This window comes from Pseudomonas sp. H2_D02 (assembly GCF_054677635.1).
On the sequence record NZ_CP162816.1, the window covers coordinates 5255714 to 5272688 of the forward strand.

Here is a 16975-nt window from a genome sequence, read left to right on the forward strand (position 1 = left end):
GCTTATTACCGTCTTCGTTAGGTACTGCGCATTCGGTGCTGCACCGTTGTGGTGCCGCACCACCTGTGACTGCTGCTTGCGTAGCGTTCCGGTGTACCGGTACCACTACGCAAGGCTGCGTCCAGCGGATATTCCGCGGTGAGTCTTGCTCGCAAGGCTCACGACGGGCCATACCGCCGTGGTTTCTTATTATCTGTTAACGCTTCTTGCGGTTGGCCACGTGGATGGCGCCGCCATTCACGGCCAGGGCCGCTTCGTGCAAGGCTTCGGACAGGGTCGGATGGGAGAAAACCATCATGCCCAGGTCTTCAGCGCTGGTGCCGAATTCCATACCGATCGCGCCTTGCTGTACCAGCTCGGCAGCGCTTGGGCCAATGACGTGAACGCCCAACACGCGATCCGTCTTGGCGTCGGCGATGACTTTCACGAAACCACCGGTATCGTTGGCTGCCATGGCACGGCCGGAGGCGGCGAACGGGAAGGTGCCGACGTTAACTTCAACGCCTTCGGCTTTCAAGGCCTGCTCGGTTTTACCAACCCATGCGATTTCCGGGTGGGTATAGATAACCGATGGGATCAGGTCATAGTTCATCTGGGCCTTGTGGCCCTTGATGCGCTCGACAACCATGATGCCTTCTTCGGAGGCCTTGTGGGCCAGCATCATGCCGCGAACCACGTCACCGATGGCGAACACGCCCGGTACGGCGGTTGCGCAATGGTCATCGACCGCGATGAAACCACGCTCGTCGATTTCCACGCCGCAATCGGCGGACAGCAGGTCAGTGGTCACTGGACGACGGCCGACCGCAACGATCAACTTGTCGAAGGTGATGGTCTGTTCGCCGTTGGCGTCGGTGTAGTTCACCACGACTTCTTCGCCGTTGACCTTGGAGCCGGTCACACGGGCACCCAGCTTGATGTCCAGGCCTTGCTTGGTCAGGGTCTTCAGCGCTTCCTTGGAAACCACGGTGTCAGCGGCCATCAGGAATGTGTCGAGGGCTTCGAGCACGGTCACTTGCGAACCCAGGCGCGACCATACCGAACCCAGCTCGAGACCGATCACGCCAGCGCCGATCACGCCCAGGCGTTTTGGCACGGACTGGAATTCCAGGGCGCCAGTGGAGTCGACGATGACGTTCTGGTCGACTGGAGCAGGCGGGATGTCGATCGGACGCGAGCCTGGTGCCAGGATGACGTTCTCGGCTTCGATCACTTCGACCGAGCCGTCAGGCTTGGTCACTTCGACTTTCTTGCCCAGCAGCAGCTTGCCGTGGCCTTCGATGGAGGTGACGCCGTTGGCCTTGAACAGGGTGGCAACACCGCTGGTCAGGTTCTTGACGATGCCAGCCTTGCGGCCAACCATCGCGGCTACGTCCATCTTCACTTCACCGGTAGAGATACCGTGAACGTTGAAGCTTTCTTTCGCTTCCTTGTATTTCCAGGAGCTGTCCAGCAGCGCCTTGGATGGAATGCAACCGACGTTCAGGCAAGTACCGCCCAAGGCCTGTTTGCCTTCCTTGTCGGTGTATTTCTCGATGCAGGCAGTGGAGAGGCCCAGTTGCGCAGCCTTGATGGCCGCTACGTAGCCGCCAGGGCCCGCACCAATCACTACCACGTCGAATTTCTGAGTCATAAAAGATTCCTTTTAGCTGCAAGCTTCAAGCCGCAAGCTGCAAGTTGAAAGCCGTACTCGCTCGCTCTGAGCTCGCGGCTTGCCACTTGCAGCTTGCAGCTGCTTTTTTAAATATCCAGGAGCAGACGAGCCGGATCTTCCAGCAGGTTCTTGATGGTGACCAGGAACGTCACGGCTTCTTTGCCGTCGATCAGGCGGTGATCGTAGGACAGTGCCAGGTACATCATCGGACGAATCACGACCTGACCGTTGATCGCCATCGGACGCTGCAGGATGTTGTGCATGCCCAGGATAGCCGCTTGTGGCGGGTTGACGATCGGGGTCGACATCATCGAACCGAATGTACCACCGTTGGTGATGGTGAACGTACCGCCGGTCATCTCTTCGATGGACAGCTTGCCGTCACGGGCCTTCTTGCCGAAGGTGGCGATGCCGCCTTCGATTTCGGCCAGGCTCATCAGCTCGGCGTTGCGCAGGACCGGAACCACCAGGCCACGGTCGCTGGAAACCGCGACACCGATGTCGGCGTAGCCGTGGTAGACGATGTCGGAACCGTCGATCGACGCGTTGACGGCCGGGAAGCGTTTCAGCGCTTCGGTGGCAGCCTTGACGAAGAACGACATGAAGCCCAGGCGTACGCCGTTGTGGGACTTCTCGAACAGGTCCTTGTACTTCGAACGCAGGGCCATGACTTCGGTCATGTCGACTTCGTTGAACGTGGTCAGCATCGCCATGTTCGACTGGGCTTCAACCAGACGCTCGGCAACCTTGGCACGCAGGCGGGTCATCGGAACGCGTTTCTCGACGCGGTCACCGGCAGCGAACACTGGCGCGGAAGCGGCAGGCGCGGCTGGCTTGGCCGGTGCGGCGGCTGGAGCGGCTTTCTTGGCGGCAACGGCTGCAACCACGTCTTCCTTGGTCACACGACCACCCTTGCCGGTGCCGGCAACGGAAGCGATGTTGATGCCATTCTCTTCAGCCAGCTTGCGAGCAGCTGGAGCGGCGACTGGATCGTCTTCGCCCGAAGCAGCAGGCGCAGCGGCCTGAGCGGCAGCCGGTGCAGCAGCGGCGGCTGGAGCGGCAGCAGCAGCGCCGCCCTCTTCGATCGAGCCCAGGACCTGGTTCGACAGAACGGTAGCGCCTTCTTCGGCAACGATTGCGCCCAATACGCCGTCAGCTTCGGCCAATACTTCCAGCACGACCTTGTCGGTCTCGATGTCGACGATCAGGTCGTCACGCTTGACGGCCTCGCCTGGTTTCTTGTGCCAGGTGGCAACGGTGCCATCGGCAACCGATTCCGGGAATGACGGGGCTTTGATTTCGATAGCCATTATCTGTGGGTCCTTAAAATTCGGTTTCAGTCAGCGCGAAGGCGTTAAACAGTGAAAGCATCTTGCAGCAGTTTTTCCTGCTGCTCGGCGTGCATCGACGCATAACCACACGCAGGTGCAGCGGAAGCATCACGGCCGGCATATTCCAGGCCCAGGGCCTTGTTATGGTTGCCGATGCTGCGACGCAGGTGATGCTGGCTGCTGTACCACGCGCCTTGGTTCATCGGTTCTTCCTGACACCACACCACGTGGGTGAGGTTGGTGTAAGGCGCGATGGCCTCCATCAGGTCCTCTTCCGGGAACGGATAAAGCTGCTCGATACGCACGATGGCGATGTCTTCGCGGCCTTCGGCACGACGTTTTTCCAGCAAGTCGTAGTAGACCTTGCCGCTGCACAGGATCAGGCGAGTCACTTTCGCCGCTTCCAGGGTATCGATTTCCGAAATGACGGTCTGGAACGAGCCTTCGGCCAGGTCTTCGAGCGTGGAGATTGCCAGTTTGTGACGCAGCAGCGACTTCGGTGTCAGCACGATCAGCGGCTTGCGCAGCGGACGGATGACCTGGCGACGCAGCAGGTGGTAGATCTGCGCCGGGGTGGTCGGTACGCAAACCTGGACGTTGTGCTCGGCGCACAGCTGCAGGTAGCGTTCCAGACGTGCCGACGAGTGCTCCGGCCCCTGCCCTTCATAACCGTGTGGCAACAGCATGGTCAGACCGCAGAGACGACCCCACTTGTGCTCGCCGCTGGTGATGAACTGGTCGACAACCACCTGGGCACCGTTGGCGAAGTCGCCGAACTGGGCTTCCCAGATCACCAGCGCATTCGGCTCGGTGGTGGAATAGCCATATTCGAACGCCAGGACGGCTTCCTCGGACAGCAGCGAATCGTACAGGTCGAAACGTGGCTGGCCTTTGTACAGGTGTTGCAGCGGGATGTAGGTGCTGGCGTCTTTCTGGTTGTGCAACGCCGCGTGGCGGTGCGAGAAAGTGCCGCGGCCTACGTCCTGGCCGGTGATGCGGATCGGGTGACCTTCGAACGCCAGGGTCGCGTACGCCATGGTTTCGGCGTAACCCCAGTTGATCGGCAGGCCGCCGGCTTGCATCTTCTGACGGTCTTCGTAGATTTTCGCGACCTGGCGCTGGACCACGAAGCCTTCCGGGATTTCCAGCAGCTTGGCGGACAGTTCCTGCAAGGTCTTGAGGTCGAAGCGCGTGTCGTGACGAGCAGTCCAGGCGTGGCCCAGGTATGGACGCCAGTCCACGAACAGCTCTTTGTTCGGCTCTTTGACCAGGCTTTTTACAACGTGCAGGCCGTTGTCCAGGGCGTTGCGATATTCATCGACTTTTTCCTGGACGCGCGCGACATCCAGAACACCGCTCTGGGTCAGGCGATCGGCATACAGCTCACGGGTGGTGCGCTGCTTGGCGATCTGCTGGTACATCAGCGGCTGGGTGCCACTTGGCTCGTCGGCCTCGTTGTGGCCGCGACGACGGTAGCAGACCAGGTCGATGACCACGTCGCGCTTGTACTGCATGCGGTAGTCGATGGCCAACTGGGTCACGAACAGCACGGCTTCCGGGTCATCGCCATTCACATGGAGAATCGGCGCCTGGATCATTTTCGCGACGTCGGTTGCGTACTCGGTGGAACGCGAGTCCAGCGGGTTGCTGATGGTGAAGCCGACCTGGTTGTTGATCACGATGTGCACGGTACCGCCGGTCTTGAAACCGCGGGTCTGCGACATCTGGAAGGTTTCCATGACCACGCCTTGACCGGCGAATGCCGCGTCACCGTGGATGGAGATCGGCAGCACCTTCTCGCCGGTCGGATCGTTGCGACGATCCTGGCGGGCACGGACGGAACCCTCGACCACCGGGGAAACGATTTCCAGGTGGGATGGGTTGAACGCCATGGCCAGGTGGACTTCGCCACCGGTGGTCATCACGTTGGACGAGAAGCCCTGGTGGTACTTCACGTCACCGGAGCCCAGCTCGACCTTCTTCTTGCCTTCGAACTCGTCGAACAGCTCGCGCGGGTTCTTGCCGAAGGTGTTGACCAGTACGTTCAGGCGGCCACGGTGGGCCATGCCGATAACGACTTCCTTGGTGCCGTAGGAACCGGAACGCTGGATCAGCTCGTCGAGCATCGGAATCAGGCTTTCGCCGCCTTCCAGGCCGAAACGCTTGGTGCCCGGGTATTTGGTACCCAGGTATTTCTCCAGGCCTTCACCGGCAGTGACGCGCTCGAGCAAGTGGCTCTTGATGTCGGCGGAGTACGTCGGACGGCCACGAACGCTTTCCAGACGCTGCTGGAACCACTGGCGCTGCTCGGAATCGGTGATGTGCGTGAATTCAGCGCCGATGGTGCGGCAATATGTCTGCTGCAACGCTTCGTGAATTTCGCGTAGGCTCGCTTCCTCTTTGCCGATGAACAGGTCGCCGGCACGGAAGGTCGTATCAAGGTCGGCATTGGTCAAGCCGTAATGAGTGATCGACAGGTCTGCAGGTGCAGGACGCTGCCACAGCCCCAGCGGGTCAAGCTGGGCTGCCTGGTGGCCACGCATCCGGTAGGCCTGGATCAGTCGCAGCACTTCAACTTGCTTCTTCTCATGCTCGGAGCTCACGCTGCCGGCAGACACCGGTTGAGCGCGGCGCTGGTTCTTTGCCAGCAGCACGAAATGATCGCGAATCGTCGAGTGCGAAACATCGGTGGCAGAGTTACCGTCAGCCGGCAACTTCTGAAAGTAGGTGCGCCATTCTTCTGGCACAGCGTTAGGGTCGTGCAGGTAGAGCTCGTAGAGCTCTTCCACATAGGCAGCGTTACCACCGGAGAGGTGGGCACTGTTCCACATGCGCTGCATCACGCTTTCTTGCATGCTTGGTCACCCTCGATTAGGGGAACACCACCGGCGAAAACACCGAGCAAACTTGCAGAAGTCCGAGTGCAGCGACTAAAACAAGCCACTTAGGATCACGCTGATAGTCCGGGTACCAGCCCGGATGCCCCTGCTTGTCTCATTTCTTCAAAATAAGAACCGCCGCTTTGTAAGCGGCTGTTCTGGTTATAGCCAGGACGTGGGTTGAAGCCCACGCCCTCGCCTCTACGGGTACAGCGGTTCTACGGGTACAGCAGCTGAATCACACGCCGTTTTGCAGCAGCATGTTACGTACGTGACCGATGGCCTTAGTCGGGTTCAGGCCTTTCGGGCAGACGTTGACGCAGTTCATGATCCCGCGGCAGCGGAATACGCTGAACGGGTCATCCAGTGCGGCCAGACGCTCGGACGTCTTGGTATCACGGCTGTCTGCCAGGAAGCGGTACGCTTGCAGCAGGGCGGCCGGGCCCAGGAACTTGTCCGGGTTCCACCAGAACGATGGGCACGAGGTCGAGCAGCAGGCGCACAGGATGCACTCGTACAGACCGTCGAGCTTTTCACGCTCTTCAGGGGACTGCAGACGCTCGATGGCCGGAGCCGGCGTGTCGTTCTGCAGGAATGGCTTCACCTTCTCGTATTGCTTGTAGAAGATGCTCATATCGACGACCAGGTCACGGATGACCGGCAAACCTGGCAACGGGCGAACGATCAGCTTGTTGCCCTTGACCACGGCCGACAGCGGCGTGATGCAGGCCAGGCCGTTCTTGCCGTTGATGTTCATGCCGTCGGAGCCGCAAACGCCCTCGCGGCACGAGCGACGATAGGAGAAACCTTCGTCCTGCTCTTTGATCAAGGCCAGCACGTCCAGCACCATCAGGTCTTTACCACCGGTATCGACCTGGAAGTCCTGCATGAACGGCGCGGCGTCCTGATCAGGGTTGTAGCGATAAACACTGACTTGCAACATAGCGGTCACCCTTAATAAGTCCGGACTTTTGGTTCGAAAGTCGGAACAGTCTTCGGCGAGAAGTTCACGGCACGCTTGGCGACGCGTTTTTCACCCGGGAAGTACAAGGTGTGGCACAGCCAGTTTTCGTCGTCACGGTCTTCGAAGTCTTCGCGGGCGTGGGCACCACGGGACTCTTTGCGCACTTCTGCGGCGATGGCGGTGGCTTCGGCCACTTCCAGCAGGTTCTGCAATTCCAGCGCTTCGATACGGGCAGTGTTGAACGCCTGCGACTTATCGTTGATCTTCACGTTGGCGATTCGTTCACGCAATTGTGCGAGCTGGGCAATACCCTTCTGCATGTATTCGCCGGTACGGAACACACCGAAGTAGTTCTGCATGCAGTTTTGCAACTCGCGACGCAGGGTTGCCACGTCTTCGCCTTCGGTACGCTCGTTCAGAGCAGACAGGCGCGCCAGGGCGGTTTCGATGTTGGCGTCGGTGGCATCGTCGTATTCGATACCGTCGGACAGCGCTTTCTCCAGGTGCAGGCCGGCGGCGCGACCGAAGACCACCAGGTCGAGCAGCGAGTTGCCGCCCAGGCGGTTGGCACCGTGGACCGATACGCAAGCCACTTCACCCACCGCGAACAGGCCAGGGATGATTTCGTCCACGCCTTCGGCGTTCTGGGTCATTGCCTGGCCATGAATGTTGGTGGCAACGCCGCCCATCATATAGTGGCAGGTTGGAACCACTGGAACCGGCGCGACAACAGGGTCGACGTGAGCGAAGGTCTTGGACAGTTCGCAGATACCTGGCAGGCGGCTGTGCAGCACTTCCTCGCCAAGGTGATCGAGCTTGAGCATCACGTGGTCGCCATTCGGGCCACAGCCGTTGCCGGCGATGATCTCTTTAACCATCGAACGAGCCACGACGTCACGACCAGCAAGGTCCTTGGCGTTCGGCGCATAACGTTCCATGAAACGCTCGCCGTGCTTGTTGATCAGGTAACCGCCTTCACCACGGCAACCTTCGGTGACCAGTACACCGGCGCCGGCGATGCCGGTCGGGTGGAACTGCCACATTTCGATGTCTTGTACCGGCACGCCAGCACGCAGGGCCATGCCAACGCCGTCACCGGTGTTGATCAGGGCATTGGTGGTGGATGCGTAGATACGGCCCGCACCGCCGGTCGCCAGTACGGTGGCCTTGGCGCGGATGTAGGTGGTTTCGCCAGTTTCGATGCAGATCGCGATCACACCGACGAACGCGCCGTCCTGGTTCTTCACCAGGTCAACGGCGTAGTACTCGTTCAGGAACGTGGTACCGGCTTTCAGGTTGCCCTGATAAAGGGTGTGCAGCAGGGCGTGACCGGTACGGTCGGACGCCGCGCAAGTACGCGCAGCCTGGCCGCCCTTGCCGTAGTCCTTGGACTGGCCACCGAACGGACGCTGGTAGATGCGACCTTGCTCGGTACGGGAGAATGGCATGCCCATGTGGTCCAACTCGAACACCGCGGCCGGGCCTTCCTGACACATGTATTCGATAGCGTCCTGGTCACCGATGTAGTCGGAACCCTTGACGGTATCGTACATGTGCCAGCGCCAGTCATCGTTCGGGTCGGCCGAAGCGATGGCGCAGGTGATGCCACCCTGGGCGGAAACCGTGTGCGAACGCGTCGGGAAAACCTTGGTGATCACGGCAGTCTTGTGACCGCCCTGTGCCAGTTGCAGCGCAGCGCGCATGCCGAGCACCGCCACCACCAATAATGATGGCGTCGAAAGAAATCGTTGGAATGTTAGCCATGGATCAGATACCCCAGAGAATCTGCACACCCCAGACGAAGTAAGCGAACATCGCAACGCCGCATACCGCCTGGAAAAGGAAACGTACGGCAGTCGCCGACTTGCCGAACGCCATTTGCGTCAGGTAGTCGGTCGCGATGGTCCACATGCCGACCCAGGCGTGAGCGCCCAGTGCGACAAGTGCCAGCAGACTGAAGATACGCATCCAGTTGTTTGCGAACAGTTCATGCCATTGGGCGTAGCCAATGCCAGGGTTTGCCACGACATATCCGATCAGGAAAATGAAGTAAGCCGCGAGAACGACCGCAGACACACGCTGGGCCATCCAGTCGTAGAGGCCCGAACGCGAAAGGTTCGTGACGTTGGTTACCATATCCAGACTCCTGCCAGAACGATCAGCACCGCAGACACGGCGATAATGATTTTCGAGCCCAGCTTGCCGCCTTCCAGCGTCTCACCGATGCCCATGTCCATGATCAAGTGGCGCACACCGGCAACCAAGTGATACAGCAAGGCGGACAGGATGCCCCAAATCACTAGCTTGGCTAGCGGACTGGTCAGACACGCTTTCACCTGACCGAAGCCTTCTTCCGAATCGAGCGACTTGTCCAATGCATAAAGCATGATGGCCAGGCTGACGAAGAGGATGACACCGGAAATACGGTGAAGAATGGACGTGTAAGCAGTGACTGGGAGTTTGATGGTCCTTAGGTCTAGGTTTACAGGTCGTTGGCTTTTCACGGCTTTTTTTTCACACTGAAGAGCCCCTAACAATCAGGGCAAAGTTGTTGGGGCGCGCACTGGTCAGGTACTCACCACCCAGGGAGTGACGACCCCCAAGAAAGCAGGCCCAAAAAGCCCCTGGCGGTCGGTGGCCGAGTATAGACAGTTAGGCTACTAATGACAACGCGTTCACCTTCCCCTAATAGCGCATTGCACATATGGCGCAAAAGGCGTAAACGGCAGGCAATTTCGCGGAAAAAGTCCGGTTAAAGCCTTCTGGAGCAAGACTTTAGGCAAATTGACATTCGGATTTATCTCACTATAGTGGTGCGGGCCCTGCGTGGGGGGTCTGTCTGATGATTCCAAGCATTAATAGGAGGCCACATGGCTGACAAAAAAGCGCAGTTGATCATCGAGGGCGCAGCCCCCGTCGAGCTGCCCATTTTAACCGGCACCGTTGGTCCCGATGTAATCGACGTACGGGGCCTGACGGCCACGGGCCGTTTCACCTTTGACCCGGGTTTCATGTCGACCGCCTCGTGCGAATCGAAAATCACCTATATCGACGGCGACAACGGCATCCTGCTGCACCGCGGCTACCCGATCGAGCAACTGGCTGAAAAATCGGACTACCTGGAAACCTGCTACCTGCTGCTCAACGGCGAACTGCCGACCGCAGAGCAGAAGGCCCAGTTCGTCAGCACCGTGAAGAACCACACCATGGTTCACGAACAGTTGAAGACCTTCTTCAACGGCTTCCGTCGCGATGCCCACCCGATGGCCGTCATGTGCGGCGTTGTCGGCGCTCTCTCGGCCTTCTACCACGACTCCCTGGACATCAATAACCCTCAGCATCGCGAAATCTCCGCGATCCGCCTGGTGGCGAAGATGCCGACCCTGGCAGCCATGGTCTACAAGTACTCCATGGGCCAGCCCATGATGTACCCGCGCAACGACCTGACCTATGCAGAGAACTTCCTGCATATGATGTTCAACACCCCGTGCGAGATCAAACCGATCAGCCCGGTGCTCGCCAAGGCCATGGACCGGATCTTCATCCTCCATGCCGACCACGAGCAGAATGCCTCTACCTCCACCGTGCGCCTGGCCGGTTCGTCGGGTGCCAACCCGTTCGCCTGTATCGCCGCCGGTATCGCCGCACTCTGGGGCCCTGCCCACGGCGGTGCGAACGAAGCGGTGCTGACCATGCTCGATGAAATCGGCGATGTCTCGAACATCGACAAGTTCATCGCCAAGGCCAAGGACAAGAACGATCCGTTCAAGCTGATGGGCTTCGGTCACCGGGTCTACAAGAACCGCGACCCGCGCGCCACCGTCATGAAGCAGACCTGCGACGAAGTGCTCAAGGAACTGGGAATCAAGAACGATCCGCAACTCGAACTGGCCATGCGCCTGGAAGAGATCGCCCTGACCGATCCGTACTTCATCGAGCGCTCGCTGTACCCGAACGTCGACTTCTACTCGGGGATCATCCTCAAGGCGATCGGTATTCCAACCAGCATGTTCACCGTGATCTTCGCCCTGGCGCGGACCGTCGGCTGGATCTCCCACTGGAAGGAAATGCTCTCCAGCCCGTACAAGATCGGCCGTCCACGCCAGCTGTACACCGGCTACGAGTCGCGCGACATCACCAAGCTGGAAGACCGCAAGTAAGGCTTGCCTTGCGCTAGGTTCCTGACTGCACCGAAACAGCCCCCGCTTCTTATATAAGCGGGGGCTGTTTTGTTTATGCCTCTTTTATCCGATCCAGAAACTGCATTGGCAGAACCGACGCCATCGCGAGCAAGCTCGCTCCCACAGTTGGCCTGTTGTGAAACCCAAACTTGTGCTCACTGGAGATCCCCTGTGGGAGCGAGCTTGCTCGCGATGGCGGCAGGCCTGCCACCCACGAACCCGGCACAAAAAAATACCCCGGCCTCTCGACCGGGGTATTTCTTCAAGCACTTATCGCTGCATTAGTGGTTAACCGCCCCACTCGCCCCAAGGCCAGTCTGCGAACGCACGAACTGCGGGAAGAACAGCGCCCGCTCGTTGGCACCTTCAGCCGACTTGTCAGTGACGGAGAAGAACCAGATGCCGGTAAACGCGATGATCATCGAGAACAGCGCCGGGTATTCATACGGGAAGATAGCCTTCTCGTGACCCAAGATCTGTACCCAAATGGTCGGGCCGAGGATCATCAGGCCCACGGCACTGACCAGGCCCAGCCAGCCGCCGATCATGGCGCCACGGGTGGTCAGCTTCTTCCAGTACATCGAAAGCAGCAGCACCGGGAAGTTGCAGCTCGCCGCGATGGAGAACGCCAGGCCCACCATGAACGCGATGTTCTGCTTCTCGAACAGGATGCCCAGGCCGATCGCCAGCACTGCCAGGGCAATGGTGGTGATCTTCGAGACGCGGATCTCATCCTTCTCGTTGGCCTTGCCTTTCTTGATCACGCTGGCATACAGGTCATGGGACACCGCTGAGGCACCGGCCAGGGTCAGGCCCGCTACCACCGCCAGGATGGTCGCGAACGCCACCGCCGAGATGAAGCCCAGGAAGATGCTGCCGCCCACCGCGTTGGCCAGGTGCACCGCCGCCATGTTGTTGCCGCCCAGCAAGGCACCTGCCGCGTCCTTGAAGGCGGGGTTGGTGCTGACCAGCAGGATCGCGCCAAAGCCGATGATGAAGGTCAGGATGTAGAAATAGCCGATGAAGCCAGTGGCATACAGCACGCTCTTGCGAGCTTCCTTGGCGTCGCTCACGGTGAAGAAGCGCATCAGGATGTGTGGCAGGCCAGCGGTACCGAACATCAGGGCCAAGCCCAGGGAGAAGGCCGAGATCGGATCCTTCACCAGGCCGCCAGGGCTCATGATCGCCTCACCTTTAGGGTGGACCTTGACCGCTTCGGCGAACAGCATGTTGAAGTCGAAGTTGACGTGCTTCATCACCATCAGGGCCATGAACGACGCACCCGACAGCAACAACACAGCCTTGATGATCTGCACCCAAGTGGTGGCCAGCATGCCGCCGAACAGCACATAGAGGCACATCAGGATGCCGACCAGGATGACCGCAACGTGGTAGTCCAGGCCGAACAGCAGTTGGATCAGCTTGCCGGCGCCGACCATTTGCGCGATCAGGTAGAACGCCACCACCACCAATGAGCCGGAGGCGGACAGACTGCGGATCTGGGTTTGCCCGAGGCGATAGGACGCCACGTCGGCAAAGGTGTATTTACCCAGGTTGCGCAGGCGTTCGGCGATCAGGAACAAGATGATCGGCCAGCCTACCAGGAAGCCGATGGAGTAGATCAGGCCGTCATAGCCCGAAGTGAACACCAGCGCGGAAATCCCCAGGAAAGACGCCGCCGACATGTAGTCACCGGCGATTGCCAGGCCGTTCTGGAAGCCAGTGATCTTGCCGCCGGCCGCATAGTAGTCGGACGCCGAGTTGTTTTTCTTCGACGCCCAGTATGTGATGTACAGGGTCGCGCCAACGAAGGCCACGAACATCAGGATAGCGGCAACGTTGAGGGGTTGTTTCTGCACGGCACCGGTCAGCGCTTCAGCCGCCCAGGCGCCCGGTGCAAATGCTGCAATGCTCAGAAGAGCCAGTAGACGCCGGATCATTGCTGAGCCTCCTTGAGAATCGCATTGTTCAGGTCGTCGAACTCGCCGTTGGCACGTCGCACGTAAATGCCCGTCAGGACGAAGGCCGAGAGAATCAGGCCGACCCCGATAGGGATACCCCAAGTGATGGTGGATCCGGGGGACATTTTGGCCCCGAGAATATGCGGCCCGTAGGCGATCAGAAGGATGAAGCCGGAATACAGCCCAAGCATGATCGCCGAGAGAATCCAGGCGAATTTTTCTCGTTTCTTCACCAGCTCCTTGAAGCGCGGGCTGTTTTGAATCGAGAGGTAAATGCTGTCGTTCATTGTTTTTATCCTCGCAGCACAGATTTATTTGGAACAGCTCTACTCTATGCGGCTCGAGGCCAGGTTCCAGACGACCTTAGTATTAGAACGACATGACGGCTTTGCCAGTTTCCCGCAAAAAAACCCAAGCCCCTCCCACAGGGGTTTGCGTTGCGCGCAGAATTGCAGGCACAAAAAAGCCGCATGACACAACGTCATGCGGCTTTCGAAACAGCCAGACCAGGTCGATTACTTGCCGGTCCACTCCTTCACGCGGTCCGGGTGCTTGGCAACCCAATCCTTGGCAGCCGCTTCCGGCTTGGCACCTTCCTGGATCGCCAGCATGACTTCGCCGATCTCGTCTTTCGACGCCCACTGGAACTTCTTCAGGAACTCGACCACTTCCGGCGCCTTGGCTTCCAGGCCCTTGCTGCCGATGCTGTTCACAGTCTCAGCCGCGCCATAGACACCTTTCGGGTCTTCCAGGAAGCGCAGTTTCCATTTGGCGAACATCCAGTGCGGCACCCAACCGGTGACGGCGATGGATTCCTGTTTTTTCTCGGCACGGGTCAGCTCGGCGATCATGCCGGCGCCGGAACTGGCCTTGAGTTGATAACCGGTCAGGTCGTAATCCTTGATCGCCTGTTCGGTCTTGAGCATCACGCCTGAACCGGCGTCGATGCCGACGATGCGTTTCTTGAAGGAGTCATCGGTCTTCAGGTCTTCGAGCGACTTGGCCTTGACGTACTCCGGCACGATCAAGCCGATTTTCGCATCCTTGAAGTTAGGGCCATAGTCGACGACCTGGTCCTTGTTCTTGGTCCAGTAATCGCCATGGGTCACCGGCAACCAGGCCGATAGCATCGCATCGAGCTTGCCGGTGGCAACGCCCTGCCACATGATTCCGGTCGCGACGGCTTGCAGCTTCACGTCATAGCCGAGTTTCTGCTTGATCACCTCGGCAGCCACGTGGGTAGTCGCGACGCTGTCGGACCAGCCGTCAACGTAGCCAATGCTCAAGGTTTTGGTCTCGGCGCTTGCCAGGGTGGAGCTGATCGCCAGTACCAGTGCGGCACCTGCGCCCAAGATTCGTCGCATCTTCATCGTTACTTCCCCGAAAGTGCTGCGCCCGACGGATGCCGAGCGGCTTCAACGTATTGTTATGGTGCACAGCGCCCCCATCACGCTCGCCTGCAAACCGGTCGGAACGCCAGTGGAGTACTGACCGACTGATCATCAACCTGCGCCGATCTGGAACCTGCTCTGTCTGCGACGCCGAAGCAACGAGAAACGACATCAGAAAGCCAGCAAGCCATTCCCGGCGCCCGAGTCCGTAGATTTCGATCAAATCTTGCATGCACGACCCAGCCAAGCCGCCAGGTCACTAGCCGCCACCACGCCCCAACGTGTATTGTCCCGCTACTATTGCGCCCCATTCGCGCTTGTTTTGCAGCCGTCATGGCACTTGGCTTCGCTGCGGTGGTCATAGGCTGCGAACCTCATTCGGCACCTTCCTCTAAGGGATCCAGTCATGCTCCGTTCCTTGCGCTTCGCTGCCCTACTCGGCGGCCTTATCTTGAGTGCGTCCGCGCTGGCGGCAGATATTGACGCCGCCAGCTATGGCTACCCCTTGACCAACCCGTTCGAGGCGACCATCGCCACCACGCCGCCGGACCTGCGTCCGGAGCTGCCGCTGATCGAGGACATCAATCAATCGGACCACAGCCTGACCCTGCGCCCGGAACGCGAATTCATCCTGCCAGACAATTTCTGGCCGGTGAAAAGCCTCACTTACCGCATGGCCACCCAAGACAAACCCGCACCGCTGATCTTCCTGATCGCGGGCACCGGTGCGCGCTACGACAGCACCCTCAACGAGTACCTCAAGCGCCTCTACTACAAGGCCGGATATCACGTGGTGCAGCTGTCTTCGCCCACTAGCTTCGACTTCATGAGCGCCGCCTCGCGCTTCGCCACCCCTGGCATCACCAAGGAAGACGCCGAAGACATGTACCGGGTGATGCAGGCCGTACGCGCGCAGAATCCGAAAGTGCCCGTCACCGAGTACTACCTGACCGGCTACAGCCTCGGCGCACTGGACGCTGCCTTCGTCGCGCACCTGGACGAAACCCGCCGCAGCTTCAACTTCAAGAAAGTCCTGCTGCTGAACCCGCCGGTGAATCTCTACACCTCGATCACCAACCTGGACAAACTGGTCCAGACCGAGGTCAAGGGCATCAACAGCACCACCACCTTTTATGAGCTGGTGCTGAACAAGCTGACCCGCTACTTCCAGCAAAAAGGCTACATCGACCTCAACGATGCCCTGCTCTATGACTTCCAGCAGTCCAAGCAACACTTGAGCAACGAGCAGATGGCGATGCTGATCGGCACCTCGTTCCGCTTCTCGGCGGCCGACATCGCCTTCACGTCGGACCTGATCAACCGTCGCGGCCTGATCATCCCACCCAAGTTCCCGATCACCGAAAGCACCAGCCTGACACCGTTCCTCAAGCGTGCGCTGCAATGCGATTTCGACTGCTACCTCACCGAACAAGTAATCCCGATGTGGCGCGCGCGCACCGACGGCGGCAGCCTGCTGCAATTGGTCGACCAGGTCAGCCTGTACGCGCTGAAGGATTATCTGCAGGGCAGCTCCAAGATTGCAGTCATGCACAACGCCGACGATGTGATCCTGGGCCCGGGTGACCTGGGCTTCCTGCGCAAGACCTTTGGTGATCGCCTGACGGTTTATCCATTGGGCGGCCATTGCGGCAACCTTAACTACCGCGTCAACAGCGACGCCATGCTGGAGTTCTTCCGTGGCTAAATATCTCCTGCTGATCGCCGCGTTAATGAGCGCGGGCATGGTCCATGCCGACAACAGCAAGGCCGACGCGCCCGTAGTGGTGGACTCGGACGGCTTCAAGGAGCCGCTGACCAAACTCAAGTTCAACCCGGGCCTGGACCAACGCGAATTCGAACGTTCGACGCTCAACGCGCTGAACGTCTACGACCCGCTGGAATCCTGGAACCGCCGCGTCTATCACTTCAACTACCGCTTCGACCAATGGGTATTCCTGCCCGTGGTCGATGGCTACCGCTATGTCACCCCGGGCTTCGTGCGCACCGGTGTGAGCAACTTTTTCAACAACCTGGGCGACGTGCCGAACCTGATGAACAGCCTGCTGCAATTCAAGGGCAAGCGTTCGATGGAAACCACCGCTCGGCTGCTGCTCAACACCACCGTCGGCGTCGCCGGCTTGTGGGACCCGGCCACCGCCATGGGCCTGCCGCGCCAGAGCGAAGACTTCGGCCAGACCCTGGGCTTCTATGGCGTACCGGCCGGCGCGTATTTCGTACTGCCGATCTTCGGCCCGTCGAACCTGCGCGACACCTCGGGGCTATTGGTGGACTACACCGCTGAATCGGCGATCAACTTCCTGAACGTCTCCGAAGTCAGCGCCAACCACCCGGAACTGCTGCTCCTGCGCGGCGTGGACAAGCGCTACCAGACCAGCTTCCGCTACGGCCAGCTAAACTCGCCGTTCGAGTATGAAAAGGTGCGCTACGTGTACACCGAGTCGCGCAAGTTGCAGATCGCCGAGTAACGTTCGCCCCCCCCCCCCCAAGAAACCATTGTGGGAGCGAGCTTGCTCGCGATAGCAGTCTGTCAGGCAACATTAATGTTGGATGTCAGACCGTCATTGCGAGCAAGCTCGCTCCCACAGTTGTAATG

At 59.5% G+C, this 16975-nt stretch carries 12 protein-coding genes and 1 pseudogene; 3 read left to right on the forward strand and 10 right to left on the reverse strand.

From position 1 onward, the window contains the following. Positions 1 to 196: 196 nt before the first annotated feature. From lpdA to sdhC, 7 genes and pseudogenes are all read right to left on the reverse strand, one after another. On the reverse strand, positions 197 to 1633 hold the full coding sequence (lpdA, locus tag AB4N42_RS24060; protein ID WP_460115457.1) for a dihydrolipoyl dehydrogenase: 1437 nt from the start codon (positions 1631 to 1633) through the stop codon (positions 197 to 199). A 107-nt stretch (positions 1634 to 1740) separates the two neighbouring features. After that, positions 1741 to 2964: a 2-oxoglutarate dehydrogenase complex dihydrolipoyllysine-residue succinyltransferase gene (gene odhB / locus AB4N42_RS24065; RefSeq protein WP_030138331.1), complete on the reverse strand. Its 1224-nt coding sequence runs from the start codon at positions 2962 to 2964 to the stop codon at positions 1741 to 1743. Positions 2965 to 3008: 44 nt separating this feature from the next. Beyond that, positions 3009 to 5840 (reverse strand): 2-oxoglutarate dehydrogenase E1 component, encoded by a 2832-nt coding sequence (locus AB4N42_RS24070; RefSeq protein WP_030138330.1) that lies wholly within the window; start codon positions 5838 to 5840, stop codon positions 3009 to 3011. Positions 5841 to 6102: 262 nt separating this feature from the next. Beyond that, positions 6103 to 6807 (reverse strand): succinate dehydrogenase iron-sulfur subunit, encoded by a 705-nt coding sequence (locus tag AB4N42_RS24075; RefSeq protein WP_039594133.1) that lies wholly within the window; start codon positions 6805 to 6807, stop codon positions 6103 to 6105. Positions 6808 to 6818: 11 nt separating this feature from the next. Next, positions 6819 to 8592, reverse strand: a pseudogene (gene sdhA, locus AB4N42_RS24080) (succinate dehydrogenase flavoprotein subunit). Between the two features lie 3 nt (positions 8593 to 8595). Further along, on the reverse strand, positions 8596 to 8964 hold the full coding sequence (gene sdhD / locus AB4N42_RS24085; protein WP_030138327.1) for a succinate dehydrogenase, hydrophobic membrane anchor protein: 369 nt from the start codon (positions 8962 to 8964) through the stop codon (positions 8596 to 8598). After that, positions 8958 to 9332 (reverse strand): succinate dehydrogenase, cytochrome b556 subunit, encoded by a 375-nt coding sequence (gene sdhC / locus AB4N42_RS24090; protein WP_003179220.1) that lies wholly within the window; start codon positions 9330 to 9332, stop codon positions 8958 to 8960. The genes sdhD and sdhC overlap by 7 nt, the downstream gene beginning before the upstream one ends. A 366-nt stretch (positions 9333 to 9698) precedes the next feature. Between sdhC and gltA the strand changes: the two genes are divergently transcribed. Then, a complete protein-coding gene (gltA, locus tag AB4N42_RS24095; RefSeq protein ID WP_003172803.1) occupies positions 9699 to 10988 on the forward strand; it encodes a citrate synthase in 1290 nt (429 codons plus the stop codon). A 302-nt stretch (positions 10989 to 11290) separates the two neighbouring features. Here the strand turns inward: gltA and AB4N42_RS24100 are convergent, their stop codons facing one another. The 3 genes from AB4N42_RS24100 to AB4N42_RS24110 all read right to left on the reverse strand — a co-directional run bounded on the left by AB4N42_RS24100 (position 11291) and on the right by AB4N42_RS24110 (position 14340). Next, positions 11291 to 12949 carry a cation acetate symporter gene (locus tag AB4N42_RS24100; protein ID WP_030138325.1) on the reverse strand — a complete coding sequence of 553 codons (1659 nt, stop codon included), beginning with the start codon at positions 12947 to 12949 and terminating at the stop codon, positions 11291 to 11293. After that, positions 12946 to 13257 carry a DUF485 domain-containing protein gene (locus AB4N42_RS24105; protein WP_030138324.1) on the reverse strand — a complete coding sequence of 104 codons (312 nt, stop codon included), beginning with the start codon at positions 13255 to 13257 and terminating at the stop codon, positions 12946 to 12948. Before AB4N42_RS24105 ends, AB4N42_RS24100 begins: the two co-directional genes overlap by 4 nt. A 228-nt stretch (positions 13258 to 13485) precedes the next feature. Further along, positions 13486 to 14340: a glycine betaine ABC transporter substrate-binding protein gene (locus AB4N42_RS24110; RefSeq protein ID WP_030142304.1), complete on the reverse strand. Its 855-nt coding sequence runs from the start codon at positions 14338 to 14340 to the stop codon at positions 13486 to 13488. Between the two features lie 427 nt (positions 14341 to 14767). Here AB4N42_RS24110 and AB4N42_RS24115 point away from each other — a divergent pair, with 427 nt between their 5' ends. Both AB4N42_RS24115 and AB4N42_RS24120 read left to right on the forward strand, forming a co-directional pair. Beyond that, positions 14768 to 16066 (forward strand): serine/threonine protein kinase, encoded by a 1299-nt coding sequence (locus AB4N42_RS24115; RefSeq protein ID WP_030142305.1) that lies wholly within the window; start codon positions 14768 to 14770, stop codon positions 16064 to 16066. Beyond that, a complete protein-coding gene (locus AB4N42_RS24120; protein WP_030142306.1) occupies positions 16059 to 16847 on the forward strand; it encodes an MlaA family lipoprotein in 789 nt (262 codons plus the stop codon). Before AB4N42_RS24115 ends, AB4N42_RS24120 begins: the two co-directional genes overlap by 8 nt. Positions 16848 to 16975: the final 128 nt, after the last annotated feature.

What these genes read in the sequence shown, in the direction of transcription:
- gltA (WP_003172803.1), top strand. Translation starts at nt 9,699, where the DNA reads ATGGCTGACAAAAAAGCGCAGTTGATCATCGAGGGCGCAGCCCCCGTC.
- AB4N42_RS24070 (WP_030138330.1), bottom strand. Translation starts at nt 5,840, where the DNA reads ATGCAAGAAAGCGTGATGCAGCGCATGTGGAACAGTGCCCACCTCTCC.
- AB4N42_RS24075 (WP_039594133.1), bottom strand. Translation starts at nt 6,807, where the DNA reads ATGTTGCAAGTCAGTGTTTATCGCTACAACCCTGATCAGGACGCCGCG.
- AB4N42_RS24110 (WP_030142304.1), bottom strand. Translation starts at nt 14,340, where the DNA reads ATGAAGATGCGACGAATCTTGGGCGCAGGTGCCGCACTGGTACTGGCG.
- AB4N42_RS24115 (WP_030142305.1), top strand. Translation starts at nt 14,768, where the DNA reads ATGCTCCGTTCCTTGCGCTTCGCTGCCCTACTCGGCGGCCTTATCTTG.
- sdhD (WP_030138327.1), bottom strand. Translation starts at nt 8,964, where the DNA reads ATGGTAACCAACGTCACGAACCTTTCGCGTTCGGGCCTCTACGACTGG.
- AB4N42_RS24105 (WP_030138324.1), bottom strand. Translation starts at nt 13,257, where the DNA reads ATGAACGACAGCATTTACCTCTCGATTCAAAACAGCCCGCGCTTCAAG.
- lpdA (WP_460115457.1), bottom strand. Translation starts at nt 1,633, where the DNA reads ATGACTCAGAAATTCGACGTGGTAGTGATTGGTGCGGGCCCTGGCGGC.
- odhB (WP_030138331.1), bottom strand. Translation starts at nt 2,964, where the DNA reads ATGGCTATCGAAATCAAAGCCCCGTCATTCCCGGAATCGGTTGCCGAT.
- AB4N42_RS24100 (WP_030138325.1), bottom strand. Translation starts at nt 12,949, where the DNA reads ATGATCCGGCGTCTACTGGCTCTTCTGAGCATTGCAGCATTTGCACCG.